Here is a 19,529-nt window from a genome sequence, read left to right on the forward strand (position 1 = left end):
CCCGCCGATCGGAGGTCAACTGTGGTTCCGGCTGCGGCGTTGCTCGGGTAGACTGCACCGGTTGCCTCGGCGAGGGGTGGGAGATCTCCCACCCGTGATCGACGCGGCGGATCCCCGACGGGCCTGGTCCGTGCGGTGTGTTCGCTCGCTGTCGCCCGCCTGGCGTGCCCACCACCACACCGTCTGCGAGAGAGATCCATGGCTAGCAACGAGAACCGCGTCTCCGCCTCCGTCCGCTCCGACTTCGGTAAGGGTGCCGCGCGACGCACCCGCCGTCAGGGCCTGACCCCGGCCGTCCTCTACGGCCACGGCACCGACCCGGTGCACCTGTCCCTGCCGACGCACGAGACGTGGCTGATCCTCAAGGACAACCCGAACGCGCTGCTGACCCTGGACATCGACGGCAAGACCGAACTCGCGCTGCCGCGTGACATCCAGCGTCACCCGGTGCGTTGGACGCTCGAGCACGTCGACCTCATCCTGGTCCGCAAGGGCGAGAAGGTCGTCGTCGACGTCCCGGTCCACGTCGAGGGCGAGACGGCCTCCGGCACCAGCTACACGCTCGAGGCGTCGAGCATCAGCCTCGAGGCCGAGGCCACGCACCTGCCGGAGTACATCGAGGTTTCGGTCGAGGGCCTCGAGGACGGCGACATCATCCGCGCCGGCGCCCTGACCCTGCCCGAGGGCAGTGCCCTGGAGACCGACCCGGAGACCGCCGTCGTGGTCGTCTACGTGCCGCGTGAGGAGCCCTCCGAGGACGAGGCCGAGGACACCGAGGCGAGCGCTGCTGAGGCCCCGGCCGAGGCATCCGCCGAGTCCTCGGACGAGTCCTGATCCGAGCCAGTCTGATCTGAACCGAGCGCGATGACCGATGTGAACGGGCCGTGGCTGGTGGTGGGCCTGGGGAATCCTGGGCCCACCTACGCCGCGAATCGCCACAACGTCGGTCACATGGTGCTCGACACCCTTGCCCGGGATGTTCCGGGCAGCTTCGCCACGCACAAGTCCCGGGCCGCCGTCCTCGACGGCCGGCTCGGGACTGTGGCGTCCGGTGCTCCTGGGCCCCGGGTGGTGCTGGCCAAACCTGCCAGCTACATGAATCTCTCCGGCAAGCCTGTGGCGGCACTGATGCGGTTCTACGACGTGACCGCCGACCGGCTGCTGGTCGTCCATGACGAGCTCGACCTGCCGCTATCGACTCTCCGCCTGAAGCAGGGTGGCGGAGAAGGCGGCCACAACGGGCTCAAATCGATCTCCCAGGCGCTCGGCACCCGGGACTACCTCAGGCTGCGCGTCGGTATCGGCAGACCGCCCGGACGGATGGACGCAGCCGACTATGTGCTGCGCGACTTCGCCGCCACTGAGCGAGACGAACTCGCCGTGACGTTGGTCGACGCGGCGGATGCCGTCACGGACCTCATCAACGAGGGACTGCTCCGGGCCCAGACCCGCTGGCACGCCGCCCGTCCGTGAGTGGGACAGAACTTCTCACGCCCAACTGTCGATTTCCACGACCGTCGCACGTCATCGTCATGACAGATGTCGCTACGGAGAGGAAACTCTGACCATGTCCACGTATGTCGTCCTGTTGACTGGAGACGAGACAGTTTGGGAGAAGGTGGACGCCGAGCAACAGGCCTCCGTCTTCGCCAAACACGAGGAGTTCGCACGCTTGCTCGCGGCGAGAGGCCATCAGCTCGCCGGTGGCGAGGAACTGAAGCCGTCGCAAGGGACCAAGAAGATCACCCCAGGCGCCGATGGCAAACTCACGGTCACTGACGGGCCGTATGCCGAGACCGTCGAGCAGCTCGGCGGTTTCTACCTCGTCGAGAGCGACGATCTGGAGGATCTGATCGAGATCTGCGGGGTGCTGGCCGAGTCCCACGGGGCGATCGAAGTGCGGGCAGCGGTGGACCACAGCGGCAACGGGGGCTGACACTGCTCACGATCGAGCGGGTGCTGCGCGATGAGTGGGGCCGATTGCTGGCCCTGCTCGTCGCGCGGTACCGCCGGCTCGATGTGGCGGAAGATGGTCTGGCCGATGCTTTCGAGGCGGCTGCCCGCACGTGGCCGGCCGACGGCGAGCCTGACAATCCTGCCGCGTGGCTGCTGACGGCTGCGCGTCGTAGGATCTCCGATCAGCTGCGTTCCGAAGCTGTGCTGGTCCGCCGCATGCCACACCTGGTGGTTGACGCGGAGCTCGCCGCCGGATCGCAGCGTGTGATGGCGGACCCCGGTGACGAACTGAGTGACGAACGGTTGCGCCTGGTGCTCTTGTGCGCGCACCCGCGACTGACGTCTGAGGCGGCTGCCGCGCTCACACTACGGCTTGTACTCGGCGTGTCCACGGCGGACATTGCTCGGCTATTCCTGCTGCCGACATCGACGATGGCAGCTCGATTGACCAGGGCTCGACGCAAGCTCGCTGGAGCGGACTTCACGATTCCTACCCCTGCGGAACTACCGAGCAGGGTCGCAGTCAGCGCCGAGGTGGCCTACCTCGCGTTCGCTGCCGGTTACGCACCTGGCTCAGGTGCAGACGTGCTGCGCACAGACACTGCCGGAGAGGCGATCCGCCTGGTGCGTGTGATCCGGTCCCTGGTCCGTGGCGCCGACGCCGAACTCGATGCACTCCTAGCGCTCATGTTGCTTCAGCACTCGCGTCGTGACGCTCGGGTCCGTGATGGCAAACTGGTCGTGCTACCCGACCAGGACCGTGCCTTGTGGCGCTACGACGAGATCGGCGAAGCTCTCGAGCTTCTGAAACCACTGGCCGCCGCCCCACCGGCCTCCTTCCTGTTGCAGGCGATGATCGCAGCGGAGCACGCCATCGCGCCTTCGCCAGATCAGACGGCGTGGAACCGGATCGTCGCGAGATACGACGAGTTGCTCACCCTGGTGGACTCACCGGTCGTTCGGCTCAACCGTGCAGTGGCACTCGCGGAGCTGGCCGGGCCAGACGCCGGCCTGGCAGCCCTGGAAGGCATCGCGATTCCCGGGCACCGGCTGCCTGCCGCGCGGGCTGAGCTGCTGGTACGTGTCGGCAGGATCGACGACGCCCGGCGTTCATTCGACACCGCCCTCGCCCTGTGTATGAACGAAGCCGAACGCGCACACCTGATCGCCCGACGGTTGCGGCTCGAGAGCAGGGCCGACTGACGACGGTGGGCCCCCGGAGCCCGTTCCGTGCCCGACCCATCGGAGTACAGTAGAGCCCTGCCTGGTGCCCCGCCTGTGGGAGTGCATCGGGCTCGTTGTGCTGCCCGCCTGCTGGACGAACGGATCCATGACTCTCACCGGTGTACTCTCCGCCTTCCGCGCCGACCCCGGCCTGCGCGCGCTGGTCGAGGCGATCCCTGCCCGTGGCACGCTCGACATCTCCGCCTCCGCCGGTGCGCGGGCGCCGATGCTCGCCGAACTGGCGATGCAGGGGAGCCGTCCGCTCGTCGTGACCGTGGCCACCGGGCGAGAGGCCGATGAGCTCGCTGCCGCGCTGGGGGCCTACCTGGACCCGGCAGGAATCGCCGTCTTCCCGGCTTGGGAGACGCTGCCGCACGAACGCCTCTCCCCGCGCAGCGACACGGTCGCCCGGCGGATCGCGGTACTTCGCCGACTCGCTCACCCCGATCCTGCTGATGACGGCGCCGGGGCCGAGCCGGCCAGTGGGGCCGGTGGGTCGAGTGCGCCGATCCAGGTGCTCGTCCTGCCCGTGCGGGCGATGCTGCAGCCGGTCGTGGCCGGCCTGGGGGACCTGGCACCGGTGGCGCTACGTGCGGGGGACAATGCGCCGATGGAGCAGGTGGTCGCCCAACTCGTCGCCGCCGCCTACACCCGCGTCGACATGGTCGAACGCCGCGGTGAGTTCGCCGTCCGCGGTGGCCTGCTGGACGTCTTCGCCCCCACCGAGGCACACCCGCAGCGCATCGAGTTCTGGGGTGACGAGGTGGAGGAGATCCGCTGGTTCTCCGCGGCCGACCAGCGCTCCCTAGAGATCAGTGACGACGGCATGTGGGCGCCCCCCACCCGGGAGATCCTGCTCACCGACGATGTGCGCCAGCGCGCCACCGATCTGATGCCCACGCTGCCGGGGGCGGCGGAGATGCTCGAGAAGCTCAGCCAGGGCATCGCCGTCGACGGGATGGAGTCCCTCGCGCCGGTCCTGGTGGACGAGATGGTCCCGTTCCTCGAACTCGTCCCGGACGACGCCCTGCTGGTGCTGCACGACCCCGAGCGGATCCGCCGGCGGGCGCACGACCTGGTGGCGACCACGGAGGAGTTCCTTGCCGCCGCTTGGACTTCGGCCGCCGCGGGAGCCAACACACCCATCGACCTCTCCCAGGCCAGCTTCGCCACCCTGGACGCCACCCGCGACATCGCTCGCCGGCGCGGATTGGGCTGGTGGGCCGTGGGTGGCTTCACCGGTGACACCGAGCTGGAAGAGTTCGCCGAGCACCCCGGCGATGGTGCCTCTCCCGGCGTGAGCTTGGCGACGCGGGACGTTGCGGGCTACCGCGGAGAGACCGCCCGCGCGGTGGCCGACCTGAAAGAGCTGACGGCGCACGGCTGGCGGCTCGTGCTCGTCACCGAGGGAGCGGGTCCGGCCAGGCGCATGGTCGAGCAGCTGCTGGAGGCTGAGGTGCCCGCCCGGCTGGTCTCCGAGATCGCTCCCGCTGGGCCCGAGGCGAGGGACGGTGAAGACCCGGACCTTCCGCCGTCGGGAGTGGTGCTGGTGACCACGGCCAGTATCGGCCGCGGCTTCGTGGCGGAAGACCTCCGCCTGGCCGTCTTCACCGAGGCGGACCTGACAGGGCGGGCCGGAAGTTCCACCCGGGACATGCGCACGCTTCCCTCGCGGCGCCGTAACGTGGTCGATCCACTCGCACTGCGGCCCGGTGACCATGTGGTCCATGAGCAGCACGGTGTGGGGCGCTTCGTGGAGCTCATCCAACGCACCGTGGGGGTGGGCAAGTCCGCGGTCACGCGCGAGTACATGGTGATCGAGTACGCCGCTTCCAAACGTGGGCACCCCGGGGACCGGCTGTTCGTGCCCACCGACTCCCTCGACCAGGTGACCAAGTACACCGGTGGGGAGTCGCCGAGCCTGAACAAGATGGGCGGTTCGGACTGGGCCAAGACCAAGGGCCGGGCCCGCCGGGCGATCAAGGAGATCGCGGGCGAACTGATCCGGCTCTACTCGGCCCGGATGGCCACCGAGGGCCACGCCTTCGGCCCGGACACGCCGTGGCAGCGTGAACTCGAGGACGCGTTCGCCTTCGTGGAGACCCCCGACCAGCTCTCCAGCATCGACGAGGTCAAGTCCGATATGGAGAAGCCGGTCCCGATGGACCGCCTCATCTCCGGTGACGTGGGCTACGGCAAGACCGAGATTGCCGTCCGGGCGGCGTTCAAGGCGGTGCAGGACGGTAAGCAGGTGGCCGTGCTGGTGCCCACCACGCTGCTCGTGCAGCAGCACCTGGACACCTTCAGTGAGCGCTACACCGGCTTCCCGGTGACCGTGAAGTCGCTCTCGCGATTCCAGACCGCGGCCGAGGCCGAGGCAGTGCGCGAGGGGGTGCGTACAGGGGCCGTGGACGTGGTGATCGGCACCCACCGGCTCATCACCGGGGAAGTTCGCTTCAAGAACCTGGGCCTGGTGGTGGTCGACGAGGAGCAGCGGTTCGGGGTCGAGCACAAGGAGACCCTCAAGCAGCTGCGCACCAACGTGGACGTGCTCGCCATGTCGGCCACTCCCATCCCGCGCACCCTGGAGATGGCCGTGACCGGCATCCGCGAGATGTCGACGCTCGCCACCCCGCCGGAGGAACGCCACCCCGTCCTGACGTACGTGGGGGCCTACGCGGAGAAGCAGATCACCGCCGCGATCCGCCGCGAGCTCCTGCGCGAGGGGCAGGTGTTCTACGTGCACAACCGGGTGGAGTCCATCGACCGCGCCGCCGCCCGGCTCCGTGAGCTCGTGCCCGACGCCCGGATCGCTGTCGCCCACGGGAAGATGAACGAGCACGAGCTCGAGCGCGTGATCGTGGACTTCTGGGAGCGGCGGTTCGACGTGCTCGTGTGCACCACGATCGTCGAGACCGGACTCGACATCTCCAACGCCAACACCCTCATCGTGGAGCGGGCGGACGTCTTCGGCCTCTCCCAGCTGCATCAGCTACGTGGCCGTGTGGGGCGCGGCCGGGAGCGTGCCTACGCCTACTTCCTCTATCCGCCCGAGAAGCCGCTCACCGAGACCGCGCACGAGCGGCTGCAGACCATCGCTGCTCACACCGACCTCGGTGCGGGGATCCAGGTGGCCATGAAGGACCTGGAGATCCGGGGCGCCGGAAACCTGCTCGGTGGAGAGCAATCCGGGCACATCGCCGGTGTCGGGTTCGATCTGTATGTGCGGATGGTCTCCGAAGCCGTTGCAGCTTTCAAGGGGGAGCAGACGCACGAACTCTCCGAGCTCAAGGTCGAGCTGCCGATCGACGCGCACGTGCCGCACGACTATATCGGCCACGAGCGGCTTCGCCTGGAGGCCTACACCAAGCTTTCCCAGGCGGCCGACGCGCAGGCGATCGACGCCGTCCGGGAAGAGCTCGTGGACCGCTACGGGCCGGTACCCGAACCTGTCGAGCGGTTGTTCGCCGTCGCGGGACTTCGTGTGAAGGCACGTGCCGCGGGACTGGCCGACATCACCTCCCAGGGCAAGTACATCCGATTCGCCCCGGTCGAGCTGGCCGAGTCCGCTCAGCTGCGCCTCAAGCGACTCTTCCCGGGTACCGTGCTCAAGCCCGCCGTCCGCACGATCCTGGTACCTGCACCGATGACCTCGCGCGTGGGCGGGCAGCCGTTGCGGGACGAGGCACTGCTCGCGTGGGTGGGGGAGCTCGTTGACGCAGTCATCGCTCCCGATGCAAGCGTCGCAGCAGCAGCCGCGGTCGCGGCACGTTCCTGAACGAGGAGCATCCCGCTCGACGCGGAATGCGATGTGCGCCTACCGTGCAGATTTCATAGGTCACGAAATCCTGCGCGGTCGTTCTTGGTCACTATTTGCACCGGTGCATATGGATGATTTTTGAATGACCGTTCAGGGTGATGACGGGGTGACGACAGGGTGATGGTGAGGGTGATGCTCTCGTTCCATCGGTCGTCAAACAGTTGGGATTGCAACGTTTCTGAAGGGTGAGTCGAGCGTGTTCGTGCGTACCGTACGAACACGGGCCATTTCGCCCCGGATTCCCGTGCCGTAGGCAGTCCGAAGGTCCGGTGCTAGCGTGCGGCACAGCGATGTTAAAGCCGTCAGCTCTCCGTAGCATCCGGACGCGGCTTCCATTTCGCCTACCTTTTCGAGCCCCTGCGCGGGGTCGAATTGATGTGCGTTCATGCAGGATCAGGGAGGAACCGTGCGAGGCGTGACTTCACAAGCGGGGTTGGTGCGGCACGCGGCAGGGATGCCCAATGCTGGTGCCGGCCGGAGACGCAGGATCGTTCTGGGGTGGGTCGTGGCGGTGGCGCTCGGCCTCGGAGCTCCAGCGTCGATCGCGGCGTCCGCCATGGCGGATGAACTGGCCGGTGAGACCGACAGCAGCACGACCGAGTCAGAGACGACGAGTGCGAGTGAGTCGGAGACGACCGAGTCCACTGCGGAGTCGAGCGACGAGTCCACCGATGGCTCCGGCGAGGAAGCCACCGAGGGTGACGAGTCGACCGGTTCCACCGAGGACGCCACGGGCACCGAGGAGTCCGACGGCGAGACCGATGATGGTCAGGACGCCGGCGGCGACTCGGCGACCAGCGAGGATGATTCCTCGGGAGGTGACTCCTCGGGTGAGGGCAGCACCGGCGAGGAGACCTCGACCGACGGATCCGATGGTTCCACCGAGGATGCCAGCGGTACGGCTGAGGGTGGATCCGAGGGGACCAGCGACTCGGAGTCGACTGACGAGCGCACGACCGAGGAGCAGGGCTCCGAGGAGGGCGCAGCATCCGAACCGGAGCTCGCAGCCGCCAACGAGATCACGCCTCTGGCCCTTGAGCCGGACTGCCCCGCGTGGCCGGTAGGGACGCCGGCAGGATTCGAGATCGACGGGAACCTGTGCACCAATGGCGCTTCGGACTGGTCGACCGTGGGCGGACAGCCAGTGGCCGCCGACGGCATCAACGACGGCACGCAGTTCACGCAGGGCGCGAAGGAAGACAACTGGCCGTGGAGTGCGGGCCAGACGAGTGGCACAGGCTCTGCCCCTGCGAAGGACGACATCGACAACGTGTATGCCCACTCCAGCACCGCTGGTGGCGACGTGTTCGCGTTCTTCGGGTTCGAGCGCGCAGTGAACACCGGCTCGGTCGCCTACCGGGTCGAGCTCAATCAGCTGCCGAACAGTTTCGGCCCCGTCCCGGACCGATCCGAGGGGGATCTCCGGTTGACGATCGAGCAAACAGGGAACGCCACCCCGTCTCTCGTCGGGGCTGACACGTGGGACGGTGCCGGGTGGGTCTCCTTGGGGTCGCTCGGAGGATTTATCGGTCAGGTCAACCAGGACACCACCTTCAACCTGGCCGATGAGGAACTGGACAGTGGGATCTTCGCCGAAGTCGCCATCAACCTGACAGCGCTCTTCGGGGAAGTCGGTTGCAGTGGTGAATACGGAACTTTGAACGTGCGCTCCAGTACGTCGACGAGCCTGAACTCGGCCGTCAAGGACTGGATCGTTCCCATCTCCCTCAACGTCCCCAGCACCTGCGCCTCGGTGCAGGTCGACAAGACCTGGGTGATCGACGGACAGAGCTATGACGACGGTGCCCAGCCGTTCGGTGACGCCACCCTCGAGCTCACCGGGCAGGACGCTCCCGAGTTCGGCGAGACGTACACCGAGCACAGCGACACCACCGATTACGAGGCCGGAGACGTCATCACCATCGGCGAACAGGTCACCGATCTCCCGCCCGGGTGCACCAATGTGCCCTCCGGGGATCTCGGCGACCACAGCCTCTCCGCAGGCCTGAACAGCTACACGGTCACCAACACCGTCACGTGCACCTACCTCACTCTGGTCAAGGAGGTTGTGGGCGAGGCAGATCCGACCGAGTGGACGCTCACCGCGGACGGCCCCACGCCCCTGAGCGGCGTGAGCGGCTCGGATGCCGTCACCCAGGCGCACGTCGCACCGGGTGAGTACACCATCGGTGAGACCGGCGGTCCCGAGGGCTACCAGCAGACCGACCTCGTGTGTACCCCCAACGAGGTCGACGGTGAGGCCGTGATGGTGAACGCAGGGGACGCCGTCACGTGCACCATCACCAACACCGCCGAGGTCGGTCTGCAGGTTCTCAAGACCTGGGTTGTGGACGGGGAGCAGTTCGCCGACGGCGACCAGCCGGTCGGGGATGCCCAGCTCACCCTGGACGGCGCCGATTCCGACTTCGGCACCGTCTATGACGGATATGTCGTGGGGTCTCAGGTCGTCGTGGCTGAGGAGGTCACCGGCCTCCCCGAGGCGTGCGACCTCGTCACCACGATCGACGGCGACGAGACGGCGAGCGTCGACCACACCATCACCCTCACCCCCGATCCGAACGTCCTCGAGGTCGTCAACACCGTCACGTGCACCCAGACGATCACTCTCGTCAAAGAGGTCGAATTCGGCAGCGCGCTGCCGAGCGAGTGGACCCTGACGGCGGTGGGCCCCGAGGACCACACGGTCACCGGGGCGAGCGGATCGCCGGAGGTCACCGATCAGGCCGTGGTCGCCGATGAGCCCTACGCGCTGAGCGAGTCCGACGGTCCGGTCACCTACGTCCAGAACGGCGACTGGGTGTGCGTGGATGTGCAGGACGATCCGGTCGACGTGATCAACGGCGAGGTGACTGTCGCCTACGGAGCGAGCGTGACGTGCACTGTCACGAACACCACCGCGATGATCACCATCCTCAAGCACATCGACGACGGCTCGACCGAGGTCCTCTCGCCCGAAGACTGGACTCTGGTCGCCACCCCCGACTGCGACGTCGCCGAGCTGCCCGTCATCGAGGTGACCGGTGCCGAGACCGAGAGCGCTGACAACACCGCCGAGATCCTGCCGGACTGCAGTTACCTGCTCACCGAGGAACTTGCTGAGGGGAGTCCCATCGCCTACCGCGAGGTCGCCCTGCAGGTGTGGGACCCCGATGCCGCGGAGTGGGTGACGGTCGCCGACAACGCGGTGAGCGTGGAGCAGGGGGAGCACGCGGTCTACCGGTTCGTCAACGACGCACCACCGGCGGTCAGCTTGCCGCTCACCGGCGGCACCAGTACCGACGCCGTGACCTTCGCCGGGCTGACGTTCCTGGTGATGGCTGCAGGGCTCGTCTTCTACCAGTGGCACCGCCGCCGGGAAGTCGGGGTGAGGTCATGACCCGCTTCAGATCCACCGGCAGTCCGAATCGTATGTCGCCAGGCACCAGCATCCGCAGCACCATCACCCAGGAGGAAAGAATGTCCCGTAGTCACCGGCCGCTGAGGCGGCTCGCAGCGGCGGTGAGCACGGCCGCACTGGGCGTGCTCGGCATCGTCGCCCTGTCCGCCCCCGCGGGGGCTGCGCCAGGTCCCAACCTTGACCCCGAGGTCACCGGATCGCTGACGATCCACAAGTACGAGAGCCCCGAGACTGACCCCGAACTGCCGAACGACGGCACCGAGATCACCCCGGATCCGACTCTCAACCCCCTGGAAGGGGTGGAGTTCACCCTCACTGAGGTGACCGACATCGACCTCACCACCAACGCCGGTTGGGACGAGGCCGAGGCCCTTTCGGCCACCGTGGCAGGCGGAGGCGGCCTCGGCGGGCACAGCACTGCCGTCGTCGGATCCCAGAGCACCATCGCGGACGGCACGACGACGTTCGCCGGCCTAGGCCTAGGCGTCTACTACGTCGAGGAGACGAACCCGGGACCGAACCAGATCGTCGGTCCGGTGGAACCGTTCATCGTCACCATCCCGATGCCGACGGCCGACGGCGAGAGCACGTCGTGGAACTACGATGTGCACGTCTACCCGAAGAACGCCCTCGGTGAGAACGAGAAGAGTCTGGACGACTCCGACGCCTACGGTCTCGGCGACACCGTTTCCTACAGCATCGACTCGGCCATCCCCAGCTTCTTCGGCACCGAGGACCTGAGCAGCTACACGGTCGTGGACGAGCTCGACACCCGGCTGGCGTTCACCGCGGGCAGCACGGTCGTGACCGCCGTCGACAGCGGCGCCGTGGACCTCGGGCTCGTCGCGGGCGACTACACGATCACCGAGCCCGCCAGCGCTACCGGCGGCACCCTCACGGTCGACTTCACCGCCTCCGGTCTGGCCAAACTGGCGGCCGCACCCGGAGGAACGGTCACCGTTTCCTTCGACACCACCGTGGACTCCATCGGGGACGGCACCATCCCCAACGACGCGACGACGTTCATCAATGAGAACGCGATCGAGTCGAACACGGTGGAGACGCTCTGGGGCGCGATCGAGATCTACAAGTTCGACAACGAGACGGACCAGCCGCTCGAAGGGGCCGTCTTCGAGGTCTATCTCGCCGCTGAGGGCGGAGACCCGATCGCCGTGGACGGCGAGACCCAGTTCACCACCGGCGCTGACGGCCTGGTGGTCATCCCGGGCTTGAAGGTGGGCGACTACTACCTCGAGGAGGTCACGGCACCGGAGGGCTACTACGGCATCGAAGACCGCATCGGCCCGGTCACGGTGGTCGTCGGTTCCGTCGAGGAGGCGCTCCAGGTCGAGGTGCCGAACACCCCGATCCCGCCCGTCGAGCTCCCCCTGACTGGTAGCCAGGGTGTGGCGCTGTTCACCATCCTCGGGATCGGTCTGATCCTCGTCGGCGGCGGCACCGCCATCCTGCTGGCACGTCGCGGAGCGCGCCGCTGAGTCTCGATGGCTAGGTGAGGGAGGCGGACCAACTCCATCCCCCCGGGGTTCCGCCTCCCTCACCTCTCTCATGCAGGCGACCGGCTGACAGCGGAAGGAGCGTCCGGTGAGTGCGATCTGGGAGCTGGAACGCACCGAGCCCGATGAGGAGCCGCCACGCTCACCCAAGAGCCGCGCCGATCGTCATCGTGCCCGACGCGGCGGCTGGCGGCTGCGTCCACTCTCCGTCGTCGTGGCGCTGGTGTGCGTGCTGGGTGTGGTGTTGCTGCTCGTCCCCACGGCCGCGAACTGGTTCGCGACATCCGATCATGCTGAACGGATCGTGGCGCTCAACGACGACGTCGAGGTGATCGGTCCGCAGCAGCAGACCGCCCAGCTGGACGCGGCCCGGGTGTACAACGACTCCCTGACCGGGGGAGCGGCCACGGTGGGAGCCGGTCAGAACGTGCCGTTCGCCGATCGCGGTGACGGCGCCGAGTATGAGCAGATCCTGGCAGCGGCCGGCGGGGGCACGATGGCCCGCCTGGTCATCCCCTCGATCGGCGTCGACCTTCCGATCTACCACGGCACCAGCGACGAGGTGCTGCTGCGCGGGGTCGGCCACCTGGAGGGCACATCGCTGCCGGTCGGCGGTTCGAGTACCCATGCCGTCCTGACGGCGCACCGTGGGCTCGCCTCGGCCGAACTGTTCACCCACCTCGACCAGGTCGAGGTGGGTGAGACGTTCACGATCCAGATCTACGGTGAGGTCCTCACCTACCAGGTGATCGAGCGCCAGGTCGTCGAGCCGGACGAGACGCAGACCCTGTACCCACGGCAGGGGGAGGACCTCGTCACGCTCGTCACGTGCACACCCCTCGGCATCAACAGTCACCGCATCCTCGTGACCGCCGAGCGCGTGCTGCCCACCCCGCTCGACTCGCTGGAGCTCGCCTCCCAGCCTCCGGCTCCGGCCCCGTTCCCGTGGTGGGCGCTCGCGATCGCAGGCACGGTGCTCGCCGCCGGGACCTACGTCTACCTCACAGGCCGGCCGCGCCCCTCCGAGCGCAGCCGGCCCGATACAGTCTGAGGTCAGGTAGCCACCAGATCCCGACGGCGGAACGCCAGCAGTCCGACCGCTGCCAGAACCAGTGCCACCAGGGTCTGCACCAGGAGCGGGGCTGCCGTGATCGCCTCACCCGGGACGGCGGGTGTGTAGTGCCACGGCGAGATCGCCAGGAGAGCCTCGGGAAGCTCGAGCAACTCGCCGAAGAAGGCTGCCAGACCGCTGAAGGTGACGACCACCGTGGCGATAGGCAGCAGCCGGGGGGAGAGGCCGTACAACGCGCATGCCAGGCCGACGATCACGAGGACGGCGGGCGCTCCCACCAGGCCCGCGACGGTCAGCTCGCCGACCAATGACCAGTCGCCCGTGCTCGACGCGGCCGTCAAGCCCATCGCAGCACAGGCCAGCACCAGCAGCACGATCGAGGCGAGCGCCGTGACGAGAACGTGGCCGGCCAGCCATGCCTGCTTGCTGACCGCGGTCGCCAGCACCGGCTCAGCGCGACCGTCGAGCTCCTCCGCACGTACCCGCATCACGGCGAGCAGCGCGTAGACGGCGACGGCGATCACCATCATCACCATCAAGGTGTTGAGGTACCCGAGCACGGGGTCCGGGCCCGTGGTGAACATCTCACCCATCGTGCCGGTCATGTCCGCGAACGAGTCCACGAACGGGCCGGTGGTGCTCCCGTAGACCAGCCCGGCCACGACGAGTCCGAACACCCAGCCTCGGATCCCGCCCCGGTGCAGCCTCAGTGCCAGCGCGATCGGGTTCGTCACCCATGGCGCGGCAGATGCCCGACCCCGCCGGGAAGCGCGCAGCCCGGCTCCGAGGTCCCGGCGGTCGGAGAGCCGGTAGGCGAGCACGATCAGGGCGATCGAGACCACCGCCGAGATTCCCAGCGGCCACCACCGCTCGTCCACGAATGCCCGCGTCTGCTGCGACCAGGCGTACGGGGTCAGCCAGGACAGCAGGTTGCCGTGTTCGCTCGACATGTCCCCGGCGGCGCGCAGCACGTAGGTGCCGCCGAGGACAGCCCCGGCGAGCGCACTGCCCACCCGCGAGTACTCGCTCACCTGGGCGCAGACGAACGCGACTGCGGCGAAGACCATCCCGAAGGCGCCGACGCCCACAGCCACCAGGAGCGATCCGGACGTGGGGGCGTCGAAGGCGAGCAGCCCACCGAGCACGAGTAGCGTCACCGCGGCGTTGCTGATCACGGCCATGATCAGGGTCGCGGTGAGTGCTGCGTACCGGCCCACCACATTCGCGCGGATCAACTCGGCGCGGCCCGTTTGCTCCTCCACTCGCGTGTGCCGCGAGACGAGCAGGATGTTCATCAGTGCGGCTGCCAGCATGAAGTACACGACATAGAGCGCTGTGAAGAATGTGACGTAGCTGAGCCCCTCGCCGAGACCGTAGCCCGGGCCGCCGAGCAGCCCGATCATCGGACCCGAGGTGAACGCGCTGAGCTCGGCCAACTCGGCCTCGCTCGGGAACAACGTCTCGAAGGCGGTGAAGAAGTACGGCACGAAGATGCCGATGCCGATCACCCATGCCGGCAGCCGGATCCGGTCGCGGCGGACCATGAAGCGCAGCAGCTTCCCAGTCCCGGTGAACGGGCCCGATGGGCGGCCGTTGCTCGCCTGCGGGCTGGTCGGCCGGGCTCCCACGACGGCGCTCATCGTCCGCTCCTGGACGTGGCGCCGCTCGTGTGGCCGGGCCGTGCGGGCTCTGCCGGACGTGCTCGGCCAGCCGGACGTGGTGCACTTGCTGAGGGGACGCCGTCACCGGTGCCGTAGTGCCGCAGCAGCAGCTGCTCGAGCGTGGGCGGGTGCGCCACGATCGACCGCACGCCCAGCGGTGCGAGGTGCTGCAACACGATCGGGACGTGCTCGCCGTCGACCTCGAAGCGCGTCTGACCGTCCTCGACGGCCAGGCCGTGCACCCCGGGCAGATCGGCCAGGGCATCGGCGGGCTGCTCGGTGGTCACGGTCACGGACGTGCGCGTCAAGTGCCTGAGCTCGGCGAGGGTTCCGGTCTCGATGGTCTGACCGGCACGCACGATGGACACACGGTCGGCGAGCACCTCGACCTGGGCGAGGATGTGGCTGGAGAGCAGCACGGACGTTCCGGCGGCCTTCGCCTCGCTGATGCACTCCTGGAAGACGGCCTCCATGAGTGGGTCGAGCCCCGCCGTCGGCTCGTCCAGGACGAGCAGATCCACCTCGCTCGCGAGCGCGGCCACCAACGCCACCTTCTGGCGGTTGCCCTTGGAGTAGGTGCGTCCCTTCTTGCGCAGATCCAGGTCGAAGCGCTCCGCGAGTGATTCCACCAGCGAGCGATCGGCCCCGCCGCGCAGCCGGGTGAAGACGTCGATCGCTTCCCCGCCGGTGAGGTTCGGCCAGAGTTCGACATCGCCGGGCACATAGGCCAGACGCCGGTGCAGCGCGACGGCCTCGGCCGCCGGATCCTCACCGAAGAGCCGGACCGTTCCCGAGGTGGGGCGTAGCAGCCCGAGCAGGATGCGGATCGTGGTGGTCTTGCCCGCGCCATTGGGCCCGAGCAGGCCGTGGACTTCTCCGGGGGCGATGGACAGGTTCAAGCCGTCGAGGGCGCGGACCCGGCCGTAGTCCTTGACGAGGTTCTCGATGGTGATGACGTCGGTCATCGGATGCCTCCTGGTGGGAAGGGTGGAGCGACAGGGCCAGCAGGTGTCGCCGGATGTCGCTGAATGTGGATGGATGTGGCCGGAGCGCGGCACTCCGGGAGAGCGGGCGCCGGGATACGGCGTTGTCGGGACCGACCCGCAGGCGGAGCCGGCCGGTGCGTTGTCGAACCGGGCGCTGATGCGCCTCAGGTGCGCTCGGGCGGATCGGTGGCGACATCGTGCGGAGCGGGGGCGGAGCCGCCCTGCTGGTCGCCGTAGCCCGCGTCCAGGACGGCGTCGAGGATCCGCCTGTCGGTGAAGACCCCGTCGGTGTAGATCTCGAGGCTGGGCAGCATGGACTGCTGCATGAAGGTGCGCATCATGGCGGCGGGGTCGCGTGGCCCGTCGCTGCTGGCTAGCCGGATCTGCAGCAGCAGACCGCCCAACCCTGCGTAGGTGAGGTAGCGGGCCCGTGCTTCCGGGTCGCGGCTGGGTGTGATCATTCCCGTCCGTTCACCTTCGGCCAGGTAGTCGACGGCGTCGGCGACCATGTGCTCGATCAGGTCCCGCGCCAGATCGCCACCGTCGATGAGGCTGGCGATCACGTAGCCGGTCAGTGGCGCGTACTCCTCCATATGGGCGAGTCGCTCGAGCAGGCTCCGCGTATCGCTGGTCACCGATTCCATCTTGACCCGGCGTACCTGCGCGAGCACGTGCTCGTCGCAGGCGGCACGCAGGCCGTCCTTGGACCGGTAGTGCCGGATCACCAGCGCGGCGCTGACCCCGGCATCGGCGGCGATCTCACGGAGCCCGACACCGAAGCCGTCAATCCCGAATCGGTGCACCGCGGCAGTGAGGATCCGCTCGGGCGTGCTGCCCGAGCCGCTCTCCCGTCCTGCCGCATCTGTCATGTGACCAGTGTAAACGTTCGTTTACACCTCGAGCAAGTGGGCATGTCGCGGTGCCGCGGGGTGTGCGGTGGGTCCGCCGTCGCTGGGTGCCACTTCTCGTCGGCTCGGTCGCGGGATTCTGACAGAGAGTGGCACGTATCGACTGCATGGTTCCGCGGGAGGTGTCACCCGTCGTCGGTTGGCTGACGCAGGAGCGACATCGGGTGGCACCGAGCGTGAGCGAGTCGCGGTGGGTGCCATGGCTTGTCGCTCTGGTCAGGTGCGAGCGACATCGGGTGGCACCCAGAGCTGTCGCAACCTGCGGTAGGTGCCAGTCGATGTGGGTATGTGGTGTCGATACCGACATCACGTGGCACCTACCCTGGGCGCGTTTCGGGAAGCGCGGGCGTGTACCCCGCTGGTGCGGCGACAAGTCGGTCGGGTCCGGAGCGCGCTCCCGATGCACATTCGTCCACAACCCGGGGTCGCCGTGCGCGCGCTGGTGCCGGCGGGAGCACCAGGCTCGATCCGTGAGACGACCGCGCCGCTTGCCCGAGAATCTGGCCCATCGGCCCTTCGCCGTCCGGACTGCACTCGACCAGGGGGTCGATCCGGAGCGGCTGCGCCGTGGTGACATCACAGCACCATTCGTCGGCACACGCGTGCCAGCAGATCGTGAGCCCACGCTCCTCGATCTGTGCGCCGTGCTCACGGAGCGGCGACCCGAGTGCTTCATCTCCCATGCCACTGCGGCTCGGCTGCACGGTCTCCCGCTTCCTGCGCGGTTCCGCGATGATGACGCGATCGACCTGGCACTGTTCGATCCGGGTCGATCGCCGCGGATCACTGGTGTGCGCGGGCATCATCTCGATCGCCGCTACACCTCGCTCGTGACGGTCGAGGGTGTGCGAACGTGCTCACCGGTCTCCACCTGGCGCCAGCTGGCCTGGATGCTGAGCCGAGTCGAGTTGGTTGCCGTCGGCGATTCGTTGTTGCGCCGGCAACATCCCCTGGCCACGATCGACCAGATGAGGTCCGCCGTCGACTCGCTTGTCGGGGTTCCTGGTCACGGACGGCTGTATCGGGCCTTCCTCGACGTGCGACCGGGTACGGACTCGGGGCAGGAGTCGCAGTTGCGGATCGACCTGCGTTCGGCTGGTCTGCCGGAGCCGGAGATCAATCCTGCGATCCGCGATGCACGAGGAGAGTTCATCGGGTATGCGGACATGGTCTTCCGAGAGCAGCGCGTCATCGTCGAGTATGACGGTGACCATCATCGAACTGACCTCGACCAGTACCGCAAGGACGTCAATCGGCTCAACGCCTTCGGGCGCGCGGGATGGTTGGTGATCCGTGTCAACATGACGCATCGTGGCCCCGATCGCGCCGTGATCATCCAAGAGATTCGCGATGCGCTGATCGAGCGTGGCTGGCGCGCGGGCCTGCGCATATCGGGGTAGACGTCGAAACCCTGGACGGTGCCGGGGGCGTCGTGGCCCGACAGTGGTCGGTGGAAGTCGGCCGACAGCAGCTGGCACCTACCTGCGCCCGCCAGGCGCCAGAATCCGTCGGTCCGGGAGATCGATGCCGACGTCAAACGGCACCTACCGGGTTGTGTAGCTCGGGTAGGTGCCATGTGTCGTCGCGAGAGTGGCGATATACCGACGAGCAGTGGCACCTACCGGGGCGGTACTGACGAGAGGTGGCACCTACCCGCTGACAGCGGCGACCGCCTCGGCCACCAGCGGTGCGGCTTGGTGGGTGATAGCTGCCAGCTGGTCGCCGCTGACCTCGCCACCGGCCGTGAACCGGACCGACGTCTGCGCCACCTCCGGCTCGATCCCGCAGGCCAGTAGCACGTGCGAGGGCTCATCCGATCCGGCCGCGCATGCGGAACCGCTGGAACTGATCACCCCCCGCCGCTCCAGTTCCAGTAGCACCGCCTCGCCTGAGACGCCGGGGAAGCAGAAGGAGGCGTGATTCGGTAGCCTGCCTACCCTCCCGACGGCGGAGCCACCCACTCGCGCCGACGTCGCCTCAGCCTGGGAGTGGGGAGGCGGGGTGGTCTCGTCAGCCTGGGCATCCGGGCGAGCCGCTGCCTGATCGGCCGGGATGTGCGGTGCAGCGGCAGGACCCGCGTCGTCCCGCACGTGCGATGGGCCGGTGAGCCGCGCCGTCGGGACCTGCGTGAGCACATCGGCGGTGAAGGCAGCCATCGCAGCCCCGACCTGGGCCACGCGCTCCTCGCGCCCGGACTCGGCCAACGCCAGCGCCACCCCCATCGCCACCGCCCCGGCGACGTTCTCGGTCCCCGACCGGCGATCGCGCTCCTGGCCGCCGCCGTGCAGCACTGGCTCCACCGCCAGCCGCCCCCGCAGGAACACCACCCCGATTCCCTTCCCGGCGCCCACCTTGTGCCCGGAGAGGGACAGGGCGTCGACCCCGAGTGCCCGCACGTCCAGGCTGAGCCAGCCGGCTGCCTGGACCGCGTCGGTGTGCATCAGCGCGCCGGCGTCGTGGGCCACGGCCGAGAGCGCCGCGATATCCTGCACGGTCCCGATCTCGTTGTTCGCCAGCGCCACACTCACGAGCGTGGTGTCCTCACGCAGCACCGCGCGTAGCGAGTCGGGCGTCACCACCCCCTCGCGGGTGACAGGCACCATCGACACCTCGAACCCGTGCACCCGCCGCAGGTAGTCCACCGACTCCAGGACGGCTTCGTGCTCGATCGCGGCCGTCACCAGATGCCGGCCGCGCGGATTGGCCAGGGCGAGGCCCTTGATGGCGAGGTTGGCGCCCTCGGTGCCGCCGGAGGTGAAGGTCACCTCGCTCGCCCGCCCGCCCAGCACCGCTGCCACCGACCTCCGAGCCCCGGACAGCCCGGCCGCCGCCCGTTCCCCCACACCGTGGTGGCTGGAGGGGTTGCCGAACTCACCGGTCAGGTAGGGCCACATCGCCTCCAGTGCCTCCCGGCGCATCGGCGTTGTGGCGGCGGCATCGAGGTACAGGTTCATCACCGGATCACCTGCA

The 19,529-nt window shown here is 68.3% G+C and carries 13 protein-coding genes; 9 read left to right on the forward strand and 4 right to left on the reverse strand.

What is annotated here, in order from left to right:
- Positions 1–198 precede the first annotated feature (198 nt).
- The 8 genes from FV560_RS10285 to FV560_RS10320 all read left to right on the forward strand — a co-directional run bounded on the left by FV560_RS10285 (position 199) and on the right by FV560_RS10320 (position 12,983).
- Positions 199–834: a 50S ribosomal protein L25/general stress protein Ctc gene (locus FV560_RS10285; RefSeq protein ID WP_159621445.1), complete on the forward strand. Its 636-nt coding sequence runs from the start codon at positions 199–201 to the stop codon at positions 832–834.
- A 30-nt stretch (positions 835–864) separates the two neighbouring features.
- A complete protein-coding gene (gene pth / locus FV560_RS10290; protein ID WP_159621446.1) occupies positions 865–1,473 on the forward strand; it encodes an aminoacyl-tRNA hydrolase in 609 nt (202 codons plus the stop codon).
- 94 nt (positions 1,474–1,567) lie between these two features.
- Entirely contained in the window at positions 1,568–1,936 is a 369-nt protein-coding gene (locus FV560_RS10295; RefSeq protein WP_159621447.1) for a YciI family protein, read from the forward strand.
- A gap of 20 nt (positions 1,937–1,956) precedes the next feature.
- On the forward strand, positions 1,957–3,159 hold the full coding sequence (locus FV560_RS10300; protein ID WP_235020053.1) for an RNA polymerase sigma factor: 1,203 nt from the start codon (positions 1,957–1,959) through the stop codon (positions 3,157–3,159).
- 127 nt (positions 3,160–3,286) lie between these two features.
- Complete coding sequence (mfd, locus tag FV560_RS10305) at positions 3,287–6,958, forward strand: transcription-repair coupling factor (RefSeq protein ID WP_159621448.1); 3,672 nt, start codon at positions 3,287–3,289, stop codon at positions 6,956–6,958.
- 457 nt (positions 6,959–7,415) lie between these two features.
- Complete coding sequence (locus FV560_RS10310; protein WP_159621449.1) at positions 7,416–10,397, forward strand: LPXTG cell wall anchor domain-containing protein; 2,982 nt, start codon at positions 7,416–7,418, stop codon at positions 10,395–10,397.
- An 80-nt stretch (positions 10,398–10,477) separates the two neighbouring features.
- Positions 10,478–11,914: a SpaH/EbpB family LPXTG-anchored major pilin gene (locus FV560_RS10315; protein WP_159621450.1), complete on the forward strand. Its 1,437-nt coding sequence runs from the start codon at positions 10,478–10,480 to the stop codon at positions 11,912–11,914.
- A 106-nt stretch (positions 11,915–12,020) separates the two neighbouring features.
- Complete coding sequence (locus FV560_RS10320; RefSeq protein WP_235020054.1) at positions 12,021–12,983, forward strand: class C sortase; 963 nt, start codon at positions 12,021–12,023, stop codon at positions 12,981–12,983.
- A gap of 2 nt (positions 12,984–12,985) precedes the next feature.
- On the opposite strand, the gene FV560_RS10325 is transcribed toward FV560_RS10320, so the two are convergent.
- The 3 genes from FV560_RS10325 to FV560_RS10335 all read right to left on the reverse strand — a co-directional run bounded on the left by FV560_RS10325 (position 12,986) and on the right by FV560_RS10335 (position 16,520).
- Positions 12,986–14,644, reverse strand: a complete 1,659-nt coding sequence (locus tag FV560_RS10325; protein WP_159621451.1) for an ABC transporter permease — start codon at positions 14,642–14,644, stop codon at positions 12,986–12,988.
- Positions 14,641–15,630: an ABC transporter ATP-binding protein gene (locus FV560_RS10330; RefSeq protein ID WP_159621452.1), complete on the reverse strand. Its 990-nt coding sequence runs from the start codon at positions 15,628–15,630 to the stop codon at positions 14,641–14,643. The genes FV560_RS10325 and FV560_RS10330 overlap by 4 nt, the downstream gene beginning before the upstream one ends.
- 185 nt (positions 15,631–15,815) lie before the next feature.
- On the reverse strand, positions 15,816–16,520 hold the full coding sequence (locus FV560_RS10335) for a TetR/AcrR family transcriptional regulator (protein ID WP_159621453.1): 705 nt from the start codon (positions 16,518–16,520) through the stop codon (positions 15,816–15,818).
- A gap of 509 nt (positions 16,521–17,029) precedes the next feature.
- On the opposite strand from FV560_RS10335, the gene FV560_RS10340 reads away from it, so the two are divergent.
- Positions 17,030–17,959 (forward strand): DUF559 domain-containing protein, encoded by a 930-nt coding sequence (locus FV560_RS10340; protein WP_159621454.1) that lies wholly within the window; start codon positions 17,030–17,032, stop codon positions 17,957–17,959.
- 249 nt (positions 17,960–18,208) lie between these two features.
- Here FV560_RS10340 and FV560_RS10345 read toward each other — a convergent pair whose 3' ends face one another.
- Complete coding sequence (locus FV560_RS10345; RefSeq protein WP_159621455.1) at positions 18,209–19,513, reverse strand: cysteine desulfurase family protein; 1,305 nt, start codon at positions 19,511–19,513, stop codon at positions 18,209–18,211.
- Positions 19,514–19,529: the final 16 nt, after the last annotated feature.

Source organism: Ruania rhizosphaerae (assembly GCF_009805705.1).
Taxonomy (GTDB): Bacteria; Actinomycetota; Actinomycetes; order Actinomycetales; family Beutenbergiaceae; genus Ruania; species Ruania rhizosphaerae.

Coding starts and splice junctions, on each gene's coding strand:
- FV560_RS10285 (WP_159621445.1), top strand. CDS start 199: ATGGCTAGCAACGAGAACCGCGTCTCCGCCTCCGTCCGCTCCGACTTC.
- pth (WP_159621446.1), top strand. CDS start 865: ATGACCGATGTGAACGGGCCGTGGCTGGTGGTGGGCCTGGGGAATCCT.
- FV560_RS10295 (WP_159621447.1), top strand. CDS start 1,568: ATGTCCACGTATGTCGTCCTGTTGACTGGAGACGAGACAGTTTGGGAG.
- mfd (WP_159621448.1), top strand. CDS start 3,287: ATGACTCTCACCGGTGTACTCTCCGCCTTCCGCGCCGACCCCGGCCTG.
- FV560_RS10315 (WP_159621450.1), top strand. CDS start 10,478: ATGTCCCGTAGTCACCGGCCGCTGAGGCGGCTCGCAGCGGCGGTGAGC.
- FV560_RS10325 (WP_159621451.1), bottom strand. CDS start 14,644: ATGAGCGCCGTCGTGGGAGCCCGGCCGACCAGCCCGCAGGCGAGCAAC.
- FV560_RS10330 (WP_159621452.1), bottom strand. CDS start 15,630: ATGACCGACGTCATCACCATCGAGAACCTCGTCAAGGACTACGGCCGG.
- FV560_RS10335 (WP_159621453.1), bottom strand. CDS start 16,520: ATGACAGATGCGGCAGGACGGGAGAGCGGCTCGGGCAGCACGCCCGAG.
- FV560_RS10345 (WP_159621455.1), bottom strand. CDS start 19,513: ATGAACCTGTACCTCGATGCCGCCGCCACAACGCCGATGCGCCGGGAG.